This window comes from Streptomyces sp. NPDC060366, assembly GCF_042725135.1.
GTDB lineage: Bacteria > Actinomycetota > Actinomycetes > Streptomycetales > Streptomycetaceae > Streptomyces.
The window spans coordinates 79,226-93,602 of the sequence record NZ_JBHXDC010000005.1 but is presented as its reverse complement, the minus strand read 5'-3'; the positions used below and the strand labels follow the sequence as shown (position 1 = coordinate 93,602).

The following is a 14,377-nucleotide window of genomic DNA, read 5'->3' as shown; positions in this document are numbered from 1 at the left end:
CCATGGGTGTCTTCGTCTTCCTGCCCCTGGTGCTTCCGCTGACCGCGCTGCCCATCGCGCGCCTGGCCGAGCGGCACCTGCACCCACGACGTGCCGCCCGCCTGCTGGCGGCCGTCGCGGTGATCCTCGCGTCGTGCAGCACGCTGTGCCTGGGACTGCTGGTGGTCGTCGGCACCGCTCAACTGCCCGGCAATCCGCTGCCCGACGGCTGGTCGGACCCGGAGGTGCGCGAGGCGGTGCCGCACGACCAGTTCTTCGGCAAGGCGGCCATCATCGCCCTGCTGGTGGTGGCGACGGCGTGCGCGTGCGTCGTGGCGCGTCAGCACCGTTTCCACGCGCTCGCGCATCGCACACTCGACTCCGATCCGGACCGCTCCGAGGTAGCGGTCCTGCGTGACGCGTCCCCGTACGCCTACGCGCTCCCCGGCACCCCCGGCCGGATCGTGGTGTCCACCGGCATGCTGGCGTGCCTCGACCCGGCGGAGCGCGAGGCGCTGCTCGCGCACGAGCGCGCGCACCTCGCGGGCCGCCATCACCGCCTGCTGCTCGCGGTCCGGCTGGCGGGCTGTGCCAACCCGTTGCTGCGTCCGCTGATGTCCGCCGTCACCTACGGCACCGAACGCTGGGCGGACGAGGAGGCCGCCCGCGTGACGGGTGACCGGCGCACGGCCGCCCGTGCCGTGGGCAAGGCCGCGCTCGTCTCCCGGCGCGCCTCCGCGCCGCCGCTGCCCGCGTTCGCAGCCGGACCGGTGCCGCGCAGGGTGGCCGCGCTGCTGGGCCCCGTACCGCCGGACCGGCGCTGGCCGCCGGCGCTCACCCCGACCGGCGTCGCGGCCTACGTCGCCGCTGCGGGCACGGCGCTGTCCGCGCTGTCCGCCCTCAATGCCGCGATCGCGCTCTTTCTCGTACTCGAAGCGGCGACCCCGCTGTAGGGGGTGTCGTCCGGACCGGACCCGGCCGGCCGAGGCCGACGCCGAGCGATCCTCTACAGCTATGTAGAGTTCGTGTGGTGTGATTCGGCCCGGCGACGGGGCGGGCAGAACCGCACGCCGGACGCGGAAGGAACGACATGGGTGGGGAACGCAGGAAGCCACGGGGGCGCGCGGCGCGCGACGCCGGCGGAGAGCCGCCCGCGCGGCTGACCAGGCGGGGCCGGCTCCTCGTACGTGGCGGCGCCGTGCTGGCCGTCCTGCTGGTGGCTGCCGGCGGCGCCGGCCTCTGGGCGTACCAGAGCCTGGACGGCAACATCCACTCCGCGGACATCGACAGCAAACTCGGCGACGATCGGCCGGCCAACACCAGTCCGGGATCGAAGAACATCCTCGTGGTCGGCTCGGACTCGCGCGACGGCGACAACGGGAAGTACGGCAAGGGCCTGACCACCATGCAGTCGGACACCCTGATGGTCATGCACGTGGCGGCCGACCGGGAGTGGGCGACCGTGGTCTCCCTGCCCCGCGACTCCTGGGTCCGGATACCGGCCTGCGACCGCGGCGACGGCACCACCTCGACGGCGCACCAGTTCAAGATCAACGAGGCGTTCGCCGTCGGCGGCACCAGCGGCGAGGTCGCCGGAGCCGCGGCCTGCACCATCAGGACGGTCGAGGAGAACACCGGCCTGCGCATCGACCACTTCATGTCGGTCGACTTCCAGGGGTTCAAGGGCATGGTGAACGCCCTGGACGGCATAGAGGTGTGTCCCGAGACGGCGATCCACGACACGAAGGCACATCTCGACCTGGAAGCGGGATGCCAGACGGTCAAGGGCGAGAAGGCGCTCGGCTACGTCAGAACCCGCTACAGCGTCGGAGACGGTTCCGACATCGGCCGCATAGGCCGTCAGCAGGAGTTCATGGAGGCGCTCGCGGCCAAGGCGCAGAAGAAGCTGACGAGTCCGACGGCTCTGTACGGTTTCCTCGACTCGGCGACCGAGTCGCTGACCACGGACAAGGAACTGGCCGGCATCAAGCCCCTGACGGCGCTCGCCTCCGAACTCAAGGGGATCCCCGGCGACCGGCTCACCTTCCTGACCGTGCCCAACTACCCGCGCGAGGCCGACGTACCCACCGACAAGGCGAATGTCGTCTGGCAGTATCCGCAGGCGGCCGACCTGTTCTCCTCGCTGGCCAAGGACCGGGAGGTGGACAAGAAGTCGGTCGAGGCCGACAGCGAGAACCCGCTCTACGCGACGGCGGTCCAGGTCCGCGTACTCAACGCGACGGGCAAGGCCGGCGAGGCGGCCAAGGTCGCCGACCTCCTGCGCGCGGCCGGCTTCACCGTCGTGGGGACCGGCAACGCGCCCCGGGGCAGCGACGACACATCGGTCAGCTTTCCCGGCGGACTGGAACGGCAGGCACGGGCGCTCGCCTCCCGGCTGCCCGGAACGGAGCCGTCCAAGGACAGCGACGCCACCCCTGGTGAAGTGACCCTGACCGTCGGCGGCGACTTCGACGGTGTCCGCTGAACACGACCGTGCCCGATCCGATTCCGTCCGTCATCAGATCGACCCACCGACCGACAGAGAGCTGTGGTCCCGTCATGGATGAACCTCCCGGCGCAGGCGGCGCCGCCGTTGTCGCCGCCGCTGTCACTCCCAGGGCGTGCGCGAGCCGCGGGCCGGAGGTGTCGCGATGAGCGCCGTGCTCCTGTTGCTTCTCGCCCTGGCACTCACCCTTGCCTGCGCCGTCTTCGTGGCGGCCGAGTTCGCCCTGACCACGGTCGAACGCGACGAGCTGGAGCGCGCGGCCGACGCGGGGGAGCGGGGCGCCGGAAGCGCCCTGAAGGCCGCGAAACGGCTGACCTTCCAGCTGTCCGGCGCCCAACTCGGCATCACCGTCACCTCGTTGATCATCGGCATGCTGGCGGAGCCTTCCCTGTCCGTGCTGCTGCGCGGCCCGCTGGAGGCCACCGGCCTGCCCGCGGGCGGTGTCTCGACCGCCGCCACCGTGCTCGGTGTCGCGGCGTCCACCGTGATGCTCATGGTGATCGGCGAACTCGTGCCGAAGAACTGGGCGATCGCCAGCCCCCTGGCCGTCGCGAAGGTGGTCGCGGCCCCGCAGCGGGGCTTCACCGCCTGCTTCGCCCCGCTGATCCGGCATCTGAACAACACCGCCAACCGGGTCGTACGCCGGATCGGTCTGGAACCCGCCGAGGAACTGGCCTCCGCCCGTACGCCGGAGGAACTCGTCGCCCTCGTACGGCACTCCGCCCGCGAGGGCGCCATCGAGAAGGACTCCGCCGAACTGTTCGTCCGCACACTCCACCTGGGCGAGCTGACCGCCGAGAACGTCATGACTCCGCGCGTCGACATGCGGGTCCTCGAGGCCCGAGCCACGGCCGCCGACGCGGCGAACCTGGCCTTCGCGACCGGGCTGTCCTGTTTCCCCGTCCACCGCGACGGCCTGGACGACATCGTCGGCACCGTCCACATCCGTGACGTGCTGGCCCTCGACGAAGCGGTACGGGGCGACACCCCGGTCACCGCGCTGGTGACCGAGCCACTGCGCGTACCCGACTCCCTCCCCGTGGACCGGCTGCTGCGACGGCTCAGGCAGAGCCGCACGATGGCCGTCGTCGTCGACGAGTACGGCGGTACCGCGGGCATCGCCACGGTGGAGGACATCGTGGAGGAGGTCATCGGCGAGGTCCGCGACGAGCACGACCTCCACGAGCGCCCCGATCTGATCGAGCGTGAGCCCGCCGCGGACGGCCGTGCCGTCTGGGAGGCGGACGGCGGCGTCCGCCTGGACGAGCTCGAACGCATCGGGTTCGAGGCCCCCGAGGGTTCCTACGAGACCCTCGCCGGTCTGATCGCCGACCGGCTGGAGCGCATCCCCACCGTCCAGGACCGGCTCGACGTCCAGGGATGGCAGCTGGCCGTCCTCCACATCGAGCACCACCGCGCGGACCGCGTCCGCGTCACCGCCCCCGAGCCGCCGTCCCCGGCTTCACCGAACGACACGGAGCCGTCATGACAGCCCTTCAGCTGGCCATCGGTGCTTTCACCCTTTTCACCAACGCCTTCTTCGTCGGGGCCGAGTTCGCCCTGATCTCCGTACGCCGCAGCCAGATCGAACCGGCCGCCCTCAAGGGCAACACCCGTGCCAGGAACACCCTGTGGGGGCTGGAGCACCTGTCGGCGGCGATGGCCACCGCCCAGCTCGGCATCACCATCTCCTCGCTGGTCCTCGGCGCGGTGGCGGAGCCGGCCATCGCCCATCTCCTGGAACCGCCCTTCGAGTCCCTCGGTGTGCCGGACGGCCTCGTCCACCCGATCGCCTTCGTGATCGCGCTGACCCTGGCCACCTATCTGCACATGCTGATCGGCGAGATGATCCCGAAGAACATCGCGCTCGCCGCCCCGGCGCGGACCGCGCTGATCCTCGCTCCGTCACTCGTCGCCCTGACCCGCGGCCTGCGGCCGGTCATCTTCGGCATCAACGCCTTCGCGAACGTGCTGCTGCGGCTGATGAAGGTCGAACCGAAGGACGAGGTCGCCTCGGTCTTCACCGACGACGAACTCGTACGGATGGTCAAGGGCTCAAGCGACGCCGGCCTGATCGAACCGGCCGACGGCGAGCGTCTGCGCGACGCCCTTGAACTGGGCACCCGGCCCGTGGGCGAGGTGATGGTGCCCCTCGCCAGAACGGTCACCGTCCGGCACGACGTCACACCGCGTCTTCTGGAAAGTACGGCGGCCACCTCGGGATTCTCCCGTCTGCCGGTCACCGGGCCGGAGGGCGAGGTGCGGGGATATCTGCACATCAAGGACACCCTCGGGGTGACGGAACGCGATCTGCCGCTGCCCGCCACCGCCCTGCGCCCGGTGGTGCGCGTCGAGACGGACACACCGCTCGACGACGCCATGACCGCGATGCGATCCGCCGGAACCCATCTCGCGGCGGTGGCCGGCGGCACGGGCGCCGTCCTCGGCTTCGTCACCATGGAAGACCTGCTGGAAGAACTCGTCGGCCCCGCGACGAGCGAGACCTGAAAGAAGCGACATCGCGATGTCCGAACGGACCGCCCACTTACGCCTCGCCCTGGCGGTCCGTACACGCCGTATCACCGAGTCGGCCGCGTTCACCGCCGCGGTCTTCGGTCTCATCCTCGGCAACGCCGTACTGCTCGGAGCCGAGACCTACACCGGCGCCGTGGAGCAGTGGCACGACACACTGAAGGCGGCCGAACATGTCTTCCTCGCGGCCTTCACCGCCGAGATCCTGCTGCGCGCCGCCGCCTGTGCGGACCGCCCCAAGGACTTCTTCCGTGATCCGTGGAACCTCTTCGACCTCGCGGTGGTCGGCCTGGCCTTCATGCCCTTCGCACGCGAGAACGCGACCGTACTGCGACTCCTGCGCCTGGCCCGCGTGGTGCGCGCGGCCCGGTTCCTCCCGCAGCTGCGCATCGTCATCGTGGCCGTCGGCAAGAGCCTGCCGGGAACGCTGAGTTTCGTACTCGTCGGCGCGCTGCTTCTCTACGTCTACGCGATGGTCGGCTGGGTCTTCTTCGCCCCCGAGGACCCCGAGCACTACGGCTCACTGGGCCGCGCGGCCCTCACCCTGTTCCTTCTGATCACCCTCGACGGCCTCGGCGACGCGGTACGGGCGGGCCTGGAAATCTCCCGCTGGACCATCCTCTACTTCGCCTCCTTCGTGCTGCTCGGCTCGTTCCTCCTGGTGAACCTGCTCATCGGCGTCGTCATCAACTCCCTCCAGGAAGCACGGGAGATGGAGGCCGAGACGGACGCGGGACCGGGACAGCGCGGAGCCGCCCCCGACACGCGGCACGACCTCCGGGAACAGCTCGCCGCCGCGAGACGGGCCCTGGACACCATCGAGGCAGAACTCGGGCACGCCCGCCCCGCCGAGGACCGACCGGGCGCGACAGGCGCGGCCGGTGGGCCGGCGCCTGTCGACAACCCTCGCGTGCGGTGCACCTAGGGCCTGTGGTTCGGATCTTGCCGGGCTCGCGGTCCCTGGCACGCACGCCCGCCGCGTTGTCGTCGGTCGCCAACGCTCCGCGTTGTCTCCCTCCTCCGCCTTGCGCTCGCACGCACCAGACCCCGCTCCCTGATCCGGCCTGATCCAAACGACAGGCCCTAGTGCGGACGCCCGTTGTGCTGGTTCCCGTACTTGTTCTTGTTGATGTTGACGGTGTTGTTGATGTCACCGGTGGAGAAGTTGATCAGTCCGCCGCAGGCGAGCAGACAGAAGCCGGGGTTCGGACCGGGCGGCGTCGGGGCGGACGTCACCTGGACGGTCGTGGTGCTGTTGGAGGCGTCGCACTCCGAGGTGCCGTTGTAGGCGGCGGTGATGGTGTGCGAGCCGACGGTGGTGAACGTGGTGTTGTAGCTCGCCTGGCCGTTGGCGTTGACGAGCACGGTGTCGAGCTCGGTGCTGCCGTCGAAGAACGTCACGCCGAGTCCGCCGGTGGGGTCGGCGGGACAGTCGACCGTGGCCGCCAGCAGCACCGAGGCGCCCACCTGGGCGGATTGCGGAGTGGCCGTCACCGTGGTGCTCGACGGTACGGCCCAGGCCGGCGAGGCCAGCCCCAGCACGGCGGCCAGGGCTGTGGCGACGACGAGTCTCCCTCTGCGTGGTGTGATGTTCACCGGTTCGGCTCCTTGTTCTGTCGCCGGGCCCGCGGGGCGCGGGCGCCGTGGAGCTTCACGCTATGGCGATCTCTTTCGCCGTCCGGGGAGGCGGCGCCCACATATAGCCTGACTGGATCAGCGGCCCGGAACGGTCGTCGGCAATCGAGTGGGGGAGCGGTCGGCAGGGCCGTACGAGGGGTGTGCGGCGGCTCCTTTCCCCGGCGTCCGCGTGTCAGATGCCGGGCGCGGCGACTCGGGTGTAGGTCAGTCCGGGGCCGGTGCCGCCCGCCGTGGTGACGGTCACGGTGACCGGACCCGCGGCTCCCGCGGGTGCGACCGCGGTGATCTGTGTGTCCGACACGACGGTGAACGGGACGGCCGTACCGCCGAAGGTGACGGCCGAGGCCGTGGCCAGGTTCGTGCCGGTGAGGGTGACCACGGTGCCCGCGGACGTCGGACCGCTGCTCGGCACCAGCGCGGTCAGAGTGGGCGCGGTGACATAGGTGAAGGCGACGGGGTTGCTCGTGCCGCCCGGCGTGATCACCGTGATCGGTGAACTTCCCGTCCCCGGAGGGGCGGTGGCCGTGATCTGGGTCGCCGACACCACGGTGAAGGAGGTGGCGTTGGTGATCCCGAACCGTACGGCACTGGCGTTGAGCAGATTGCTTCCGGTCAGTGTGACCACCACGCCGCCGGCCGTCGGGCCCTGGGTGGGCGCGGCACTGTCGAGGACGGGAGAGGCGGCGTAGAAGAAGAAGGCGTCCGGGGCGCTGGTGCCCCCCGGTGTCGTGACGGCCACCACCGCGGCCCCGGTACTTCCCGCGGGTGTCACGGCGGTGATCTGGGTTGCCGAGTTCACGGTGAAGGACGTCGCCGGGACCCCGGCGAAGGTGACCGCCGTGGCCCCGGTGAACCCGGTTCCCGTGAGGGTGACACTGGTGCCGCCCGATGTCGGACCGCTGCTGGGCGCCACACTCGTGACAACCGGGACCGTCAACACGACATAGGTGAACGTCACCGAGTTGCTGTTGCCGGTGGGATGGACGACGATCACCGCCGCCGCACCCGCGGCGCGGGGCGGGCTCACGGCGGTGATCTGGGTGGCGGAGTTCACGATGAAGGACGTCGCGTTGGTGCTGGCGAACCGTACGGCGGTGGACCCCGTCATCCCGGTGCCGGTGAGGGTGACGGTGGTACCCCCGGTGGTGGGCCCTTGCGAGGGATTGATGGTGCTGATCGTGGGCGGCATATGGATGCTCCTATGGCAGCCTGGGCGAAGCCCAGGGGTGACGCGGATGTCCGGTCCGGGCCGGGAGAAACCGCCGCGCCCGAGGCGTCGGCGGATGGGTGCCCCCGCCCGCCGGGGAACACATGGCCGGCCGGCGGGGAGGGCGGGAATCACCGCTCGGGAAGCGGTGGTCAAGGCAGGCTGCCGCCCGGCGAGGGCCGGGCGGCAGCGTGGGTGACGGTCAGATACCGGGAGGCGCGACGTAGGTGAACGCGCCGGCGGCCGTGTCGGAGCCGGCCGGGTTGGTCACCACCACATCGACCGCGCCGGCGGCGCCGGGCGGGGTCACCGCCGAGACCGTGGTGGAGTTCACCAGGGTGAACGGTGCGGGGTTGCCGTCGAAGGTGACCGACTCGGTGGTGCCGAGGTTGGTCCCCGTGATGGTCACACCGGTGCCGCCGGACGTCGGCCCGGAGGTGGGCGTGACGGCGGTGACGGTGGGAACGTCCACGTAGGTGTAGGACAGACCGTTGTTCGTTCCGCCCGCGGTGGTCACGCTCACTCCGACGGGGCCCGCTGCCGCGCCCGCCGGCACGGCGACGGTGAGCTGGGTGTCGGAGATGACCGTGGGCGTCGCGGAGTTGGCGCCGAACGACACACTGGTGGCCGTCGCCAGCCCGACACCGTTGATGGTGACCGTGTTGCCGCCCGCCAGGGGGCCGGAGGTCGGCCCGAGCGAGGACTTGAACGGGGCACCGATGTAGAAGAACGGGATCGGGTTGCTCGTGCCGCCCGGGGTGGTCACGGTCACCCCGACGCTGCCGGCGCCCGAGGGCGACACGGCCGTGACCTGGGTCGGCGATACGTTGGTGACGCTGGTGGCCGACTTGGTGCCGAATTTCACGGCGCTGGTGCCGGACAGGTTCGTACCAGTGATGGTCACCAGCGTGCCACCGCCGGTGGATCCCTGGTTCGGGGAAATAGGCATGGAGAGACTCCTCGCTGACAGGACGTGGGACTGAGGACGCAGCGAAGCCTGGGGACCGCCGGGCCGTCCTTCGCGGAAGACCCTCACGGGAGGACGGACGGGTGAACCGTGCCGCCTGGTCAACGGAGTTCCCTCGTAGGCACACAGAGGAAGAACCGGCAGGCGCCGCCCTTTACCGTGATCCCCGGTCTGGGATGGGCGGCCCACCGGTTCGCTGTCTCAAGTACCCCATAGGGAGCCATCTCTGACAAGGTGTCATTCGCGACATTTTTGAACGCGGCGCGGTGGCGCCCGTGTACCACCGGCGCGCGCCCTCGGTCTGCGCCGGCCGGCACAGAAAAAGCCAGTCGGCACCGCGCGAGCGGCACCGACTGGCGATCCAACCCCCTCGGGGTGCCCATCGTGACCCCGTCGTACCCGCACCCTCCCCACGTGTGGAGGGCGACAGCCAACTCCGGCACCACGCTTCCCGAGTGGTACGGGCTGCCCATTGGTTGGAATAGGTCCAGTAACGCAGGATCCCGGCATATGCCACAAGTCCTGGGTTGCGGTATCACCCAATCGGCTGAGTGTGTGCGCCTCATCCCGTTCTACGCCGTTCCCACGGGTGTGTCCCAACCACACGGCCTGTGTTGGCTGTTGGTGTGGTGGTCGGCCGCCCTGTCAGCTCCGGGGCATCAGATCGGCCGGGTCCAGGACTCGCCCGTCCCGGGTGCGGATGCTTCCGGGGTCCGGCCCCGGGCCGGCGCCGTACACGGCGTCGCCGTGGGGTTCGAGCCGGCGGCCTATGTCGCGCAGCCGCTCCTGTGCGGGGGCGGGTACGTCGCCGGACTGTGTGGGGCCGATGTTCAGCAGCAGGTTGGAGTCGGCTGCCACACAGTCGAGCAGTGTGGCGATGAGCCGGTCGGGTTCTTTGTAGGCCGTGTCGTGGGGTACGTAGCCCCAGCTGTGGTTCATGGTCAGGCAGGTCTCGCGGGGTACGGCGAGGGCCGGGCCGGGGTTGAGGCCCGAGGTGTTCTCGCCCGGGAGGTCGTTCTCGAAGCCCTGGACGTCCTCGCCGGGTTGCAGGCCGTCCTTGCGGTTGTTGAGGAGTACGGCGTCCGGCTGGAGGCGGTGGATGAGGTCGTACAGCTCGGGGTAGCGCCACGGCTGGTCGGTGGTGAACCAGCCGGGGTGTTCGCCTGACACGGGCGAGTTGGGCCAGTCGCCGTCGAACCAGATCTGGGCGACGTCTCCGTACTGCGTGCACAGCTCCTCGACCTGCCCGAAGAGGAAGGCGAGGTATTCCTCCCAGCGGGTGGTGTCGAGGTAGCCGGGGTGGTGCCAGTCCACGAGGGAGACGTAGAAGCCGAGCTTGACGGTGCCGGACTCCCGGCAGGCGTCGGCGAGTTCGGCGATCGGGTCGCGCCGGAACGGGGAGCGGGTGATCCTGAAGTCGGAGAGTTTGGTGTCGTACATGGAGAAGCCGTCGTGATGGCGGCTGGTGATGGTGAGGTAGCGCTGGCCCGCCGCTTCCGCGAGGGCCACGAGCTTCTTGGCGTCGAAGGCGGCGGGGTTGAACAGCTTGGCCAGCGGCGCGTACTCGGCCGGCGGAATGCGGGCGACGACCTGCTCCCACTCGCCGCGGCCGATCATCGAGTACAGGCCCCAGTGGACGAACATGCCGAACCGGTCGTGGCGGTACCGGTCGAGCCCCCGGGGGCTGGCCTGGCGAGTCATCGGGTCACCTCCGGCCCTTGCGCGGCCCGCCGTTCGGCCCGGTCCCGTGCGAGATGTCCGAGATCATGCTTGGTGTCTTCCACGGTCGGTCACCCTATGCCCCGGGGGATTCGGCGTCGCGGTCGGCGTGTCGGGTCCGCCGCATCGCGTGGAACTGACCACGACGGGTGAGGGGATGGCGGTCCGGCAGGTCTGGCGCGCTGGTGAAGACCCGTGTCGGGCCCTCCGCCGGCCGTCGGTCAACCGCCCTTCGGGTGTGGAGACTTCCGGGCTATGCTCGCGTCGGCTGTGGCCGTCGCGGTCGCCGTCACGACCCGAGGGGGAGCCATGCGGCGGAGGCTGGTCGGCGCGGTCGCCGGTCTGCTCGTACTCTTCGTCGGCAGTCTCGCCTTCAACGCCGCCTCCGGGCACAGCCGCTGGCCCGGACCGCTCGACTTCGTGCGCGTCCACCCGTGGCTGGTCCTCCTGTTCCTGATCCCGCTCGCACTGGTCCCACTGCTACAGCAGCCACGCGGGGAGCGCCCACCGCGCCCGACAACGCCCGCGACCTACCGGCTGCCGCCGCGCAACACCCACTTCACCGGCCGCGACGCGACCCTGCGGGAGCTGCGACGGCGCCTCACCTCGGCGGGCGACGGCGCGATCCAGGTCGTCCACGGGCTGGGCGGTGTCGGCAAGACGCAGCTCGCCGTCGAGTACGCCTACCGCCACCTGCCGAAGTACCGGTTCGTCGGATTCATCGACGCGGAGGACCCCGACCTGATGGCGTCCCAGTTCACGTCGCTGGCCAGGGAGCTCGAACTGGTGGAGGTGGGCTCGGACCAGGTCGTCCCGCGGGTGTACGGCAAGCTGCGGGACCGCAGGCCCTGGCTGATCATCTTCGACAACGGGGAGAAGCCGGGCACGCTCGTGCGCGCGCTCCCGTCGGGAGACCTGGCGAGCAACGGCCACGTCGTCGTCACGACCAGGATGAGCGGATGGTCGAGCAGGGCCGGAGTGGTGGACCTGGAGGTGTTCACCCGGCAGGAGTCGGTGGAACTGCTGGTCCGGCGGGTGCCCGGCACGACCGCGGAGACGGCGGACAGGATCGCGGAGCAACTGGGGGATCTGCCGCTCGCGTTGGAGCAGGCGGCCGGCTACATGAGCTACAACCAGACGGCGCCCGGGGAGTACCTGGCCCTGCTGACCTCGCGGTTGGAGGAGATGATCGCCAGGGGCGAGCTGACCGACCGGCCGACGGTGGTCGTCGCGACCCTGTGGCGGCTCAGCGTGCGCAGACTGGAGAGGGAACAGCCGGAGGCGGTAAGGCTGTTGGAACTGTGCGCCATGCTCGCGCCGGAACCGATCCCGCTGAGCCTGTTCGGCGGCCCGGACCCGCTGATCACCGCGGCGGCGGACCCACTGGCGTGGGACACGACGGTCGGTGCCCTGGCCGGTCTGGGCCTCGCCCGGCGCGATGGCTCCTCCCTGGTGCTGCACCGGCTGGTCCAGGCGGCGATCCGCGCCGCGATGCCGGACGACGGGCCGGCGAACGCCCGGGTCCGGCTGTGCGGCGCACTGCTGGCGGCCGTGCCGCACGACATCCACGGCGACCCGGACGCCCGGCCGCGCTGGCACGGGCTGCTCCCGCACGTACTGGCCGTGACCAAGGACGACCCACCGGCCGAATGCGCCGCGCAGACCGCGGTGCTGCTGCGGCTGGCCGCGGAGTTCCTCGTGCAGATCGGTGACCACGGGGTGGCGCTGCCCCTGTGCGAACGCGCCCTCGCACTCGACGAGGCGCTCGGAGGCCGGGACGCCGAGATCGGCTTCGACCTGATCGTCCTGGCACAGATCCACCGGGACCTCGGCGCGCCGCGGACGGCACGCCCGCTGGTGGAGCGCGCGCTGCGCCTGCACGAGTCGTGCCTGCCGGCGGAGAGCCCCGCCATCGCGACGGACCTGGCGACGCTCGCGCGGACGCTGTGCCTTCTCGGTGAGCACGAAGCGGCGCTGCCGTTGGCCGAGCGGGCGCTGCACATCGACGAGGCCGCGTACGGGCCGGACAACCCGTACGTGAGCTTCGACCTGATCGCCCTGGCGACCGTCCACCTCGACCTCGGCGACACCGCAACGGCCGAGCCGCTGATCTCACGGGCGCTGCGGATCCGCGAGGCCCTCTACGTACCGGACCACCTGTACATCGGGTACGCACTGCTGCTCAAGGCCCAGGCCCTGCACACGTTGGACGACCCGTCCGCGGTGGACCTCGCCAGCCGGGGCGCACAGATCCTGCGCACCCGGCTGGGCGCTACCCATCCCAAGACCGAGGACGCCCTCGCGCTGGTGGACCGGCTGAAACGATGACCCGTACGGACCATGGGCCGTCCGCCTCGTCGTCCGACGGGCATCCGCCCTGGTCAGATGCCCGTCCCTGGTGCCCGGAAGAAGCCGAGCCTCTCCGACGATGAGTTTTAGTGGTTTCCGGTCAGTACTCCCAGTACGTGATCAGCCACACTCGAGGAGAGCGCCATGTCCGCTGTCTATACGTTCGACGTCTTTTCCAGCCTCGACGGCTTCGGCGGCGCCGGCGGTGACTGGGGCGGCTACTGGGGCAAGCAGGGCCCCGAGCTCCTCGACCACCGCCTCGCCCTGTACGGCGAGGAGCAGCGGATGGTCTTCGGGGCCAACACGTATCGGGCGTTCGCTCAGTTGCTGGCCGCGAGCACCGAGGAGTCCGACGTCCGTGACCCCTGGGTCACACGGATGAGGAACCTGCCGGCGACGGTGGTGTCGACCACGCTGGAAGGACCGCTCGACTGGCCGGATGCGGACATCGTGAGCGGGGACGCGGTCGATGTCGTCGCTCGGCTCAAGGAGGAGTCCGAGGTGCCGTTGCGCTCGCACGGCAGCCTGTCGATGAACCGCGCGCTGATGGCCGCCGGTCTGGTCGACCGCGTTCAGGTGACGCTCTTCCCTGTGCTCACCGGCCGGAACGGGCTGAACCCGATCTTCCGGGGGGCGGCCGACTTCGACCTCGAACTGATCGAGAGCCGGACGCTCGACGGCCACATCCAGGAGCTCGTCTACCGGCCGACCCTGCACGCCTGAGCCGAGCGGCCGACTGTGCTCGCTTCCAACTGGCTTTCATTGCACGTCAGTTGGTGACACGCTCATGCGTTCTACGTCCAGCACCTGAAACGGGAGACGCATAGTGCTCAACACGAGGACAGTTCCGCACCGGCTGGTGGCCACCGCGAGCGCCGCGCTGATCGCGGTGGGGGTGGGCCTGCTCGGGGCCGGCCCCGCCGCGGCAGCCGACTACTACTACGAGGCCCCCTACCCGGCGGGCGAGGCCTACACGGTCACCCAGGGGCCGGAGGGAACGTACTCGCACACCGGGCCGTACAACGAGTACGCCTGGGACTTCGGGTTGCCGGCGAACTACGAGGTGTCCGCCGCGCAGGGCGGCACGATTCTCGTGTCGGACTGGTCGGCGTACTGGCAGAACGGCATCGAGGTCATCATCCGGCACTCCAACGGCCAGTGCACCCACTACGCGCACCTGAACAAGGCGATCTACAACACCGGTGACTGGGTCCCACAGGGCAGGATCATCGGCTGGTCGGGCAGCACCGGAGCGTCCACCGCGCCGCACCTGCATTTCCAGGTGATCGACTGCAACACCCGCGTCGGCATACCGGCCACGATCCAGGGCTGGACACCCTCCACCGGAACCGCCCCGGTAAGCGTCAACACCCGGGCCTGACCGCCTTTCCGCCCTCGCGGCACGCCTCCTCGCGCAACGCGCGCGGCTGCGACCTCGGCGTTCCGGCGGGCGTATCGAGGGCCGCTGCCTCAGGTGCCC

General features: G+C 70.4%; 12 protein-coding genes. 8 read left to right on the top strand and 4 right to left on the bottom strand.

Features of this window, described 5'->3' with window-relative positions; translation table 11 throughout:
* The first annotated feature begins 2 nt into the window (after positions 1-2).
* The 5 genes from ACFWHU_RS15255 to ACFWHU_RS15235 all read left to right on the top strand — a co-directional run bounded on the left by ACFWHU_RS15255 (position 3) and on the right by ACFWHU_RS15235 (position 5,942).
* Complete coding sequence (locus tag ACFWHU_RS15255) at positions 3-932, top strand: M56 family metallopeptidase (RefSeq protein WP_385799991.1); 930 nt, start codon at positions 3-5, stop codon at positions 930-932.
* Between the two features lie 137 nt (positions 933-1,069).
* Positions 1,070-2,464, top strand: coding sequence for an LCP family protein (locus ACFWHU_RS15250; RefSeq protein ID WP_385799989.1), 1,395 nt, complete (start codon positions 1,070-1,072; stop codon positions 2,462-2,464).
* Between the two features lie 166 nt (positions 2,465-2,630).
* Positions 2,631-3,974, top strand: coding sequence for a hemolysin family protein (locus ACFWHU_RS15245; protein ID WP_385799987.1), 1,344 nt, complete (start codon positions 2,631-2,633; stop codon positions 3,972-3,974).
* A complete protein-coding gene (locus tag ACFWHU_RS15240; protein WP_387225186.1) occupies positions 3,971-4,993 on the top strand; it encodes a hemolysin family protein in 1,023 nt (340 codons plus the stop codon). The genes ACFWHU_RS15245 and ACFWHU_RS15240 overlap by 4 nt, the downstream gene beginning before the upstream one ends.
* Positions 4,994-5,009: 16 nt before the next feature.
* On the top strand, positions 5,010-5,942 hold the full coding sequence (locus ACFWHU_RS15235; RefSeq protein WP_387225185.1) for an ion transporter: 933 nt from the start codon (positions 5,010-5,012) through the stop codon (positions 5,940-5,942).
* Positions 5,943-6,100: 158 nt separating this feature from the next.
* Here the strand turns inward: ACFWHU_RS15235 and ACFWHU_RS15230 are convergent, their stop codons facing one another.
* The 4 genes from ACFWHU_RS15230 to ACFWHU_RS15215 all read right to left on the bottom strand — a co-directional run bounded on the left by ACFWHU_RS15230 (position 6,101) and on the right by ACFWHU_RS15215 (position 10,530).
* Positions 6,101-6,613, bottom strand: a complete 513-nt coding sequence (locus ACFWHU_RS15230; protein WP_385799982.1) for an Ig-like domain-containing protein — start codon at positions 6,611-6,613, stop codon at positions 6,101-6,103.
* 214 nt (positions 6,614-6,827) lie between these two features.
* Complete coding sequence (locus ACFWHU_RS15225) at positions 6,828-7,844, bottom strand: IPT/TIG domain-containing protein (RefSeq protein ID WP_385799981.1); 1,017 nt, start codon at positions 7,842-7,844, stop codon at positions 6,828-6,830.
* A gap of 220 nt (positions 7,845-8,064) precedes the next feature.
* Positions 8,065-8,811, bottom strand: a complete 747-nt coding sequence (locus ACFWHU_RS15220; RefSeq protein ID WP_385799979.1) for an IPT/TIG domain-containing protein — start codon at positions 8,809-8,811, stop codon at positions 8,065-8,067.
* Positions 8,812-9,474: 663 nt separating this feature from the next.
* On the bottom strand, positions 9,475-10,530 hold the full coding sequence (locus ACFWHU_RS15215) for an alpha-L-fucosidase (RefSeq protein WP_387225184.1): 1,056 nt from the start codon (positions 10,528-10,530) through the stop codon (positions 9,475-9,477).
* 273 nt (positions 10,531-10,803) lie between these two features.
* Here ACFWHU_RS15215 and fxsT point away from each other — a divergent pair, with 273 nt between their 5' ends.
* The 3 genes from fxsT to ACFWHU_RS15200 all read left to right on the top strand — a co-directional run bounded on the left by fxsT (position 10,804) and on the right by ACFWHU_RS15200 (position 14,278).
* Positions 10,804-12,876 (top strand): FxSxx-COOH system tetratricopeptide repeat protein, encoded by a 2,073-nt coding sequence (gene fxsT, locus ACFWHU_RS15210; RefSeq protein ID WP_387225183.1) that lies wholly within the window; start codon positions 10,804-10,806, stop codon positions 12,874-12,876.
* 165 nt (positions 12,877-13,041) lie between these two features.
* Positions 13,042-13,620, top strand: coding sequence for a dihydrofolate reductase family protein (locus ACFWHU_RS15205; RefSeq protein ID WP_385799974.1), 579 nt, complete (start codon positions 13,042-13,044; stop codon positions 13,618-13,620).
* 103 nt (positions 13,621-13,723) lie between these two features.
* Positions 13,724-14,278: a M23 family metallopeptidase gene (locus ACFWHU_RS15200; protein WP_387225182.1), complete on the top strand. Its 555-nt coding sequence runs from the start codon at positions 13,724-13,726 to the stop codon at positions 14,276-14,278.
* Positions 14,279-14,377 lie beyond the last annotated feature (99 nt).

Coding starts and splice junctions, on each gene's coding strand:
- ACFWHU_RS15205 (WP_385799974.1), top strand. CDS start 13,042: ATGTCCGCTGTCTATACGTTCGACGTCTTTTCCAGCCTCGACGGCTTC.
- ACFWHU_RS15250 (WP_385799989.1), top strand. CDS start 1,070: ATGGGTGGGGAACGCAGGAAGCCACGGGGGCGCGCGGCGCGCGACGCC.
- ACFWHU_RS15225 (WP_385799981.1), bottom strand. CDS start 7,844: ATGCCGCCCACGATCAGCACCATCAATCCCTCGCAAGGGCCCACCACC.
- ACFWHU_RS15245 (WP_385799987.1), top strand. CDS start 2,631: ATGAGCGCCGTGCTCCTGTTGCTTCTCGCCCTGGCACTCACCCTTGCC.
- ACFWHU_RS15215 (WP_387225184.1), bottom strand. CDS start 10,530: ATGACTCGCCAGGCCAGCCCCCGGGGGCTCGACCGGTACCGCCACGAC.
- ACFWHU_RS15235 (WP_387225185.1), top strand. CDS start 5,010: ATGTCCGAACGGACCGCCCACTTACGCCTCGCCCTGGCGGTCCGTACA.
- ACFWHU_RS15220 (WP_385799979.1), bottom strand. CDS start 8,811: ATGCCTATTTCCCCGAACCAGGGATCCACCGGCGGTGGCACGCTGGTG.
- fxsT (WP_387225183.1), top strand. CDS start 10,804: ATGCTCGCGTCGGCTGTGGCCGTCGCGGTCGCCGTCACGACCCGAGGG.
- ACFWHU_RS15255 (WP_385799991.1), top strand. CDS start 3: ATGGGTGTCTTCGTCTTCCTGCCCCTGGTGCTTCCGCTGACCGCGCTG.
- ACFWHU_RS15240 (WP_387225186.1), top strand. CDS start 3,971: ATGACAGCCCTTCAGCTGGCCATCGGTGCTTTCACCCTTTTCACCAAC.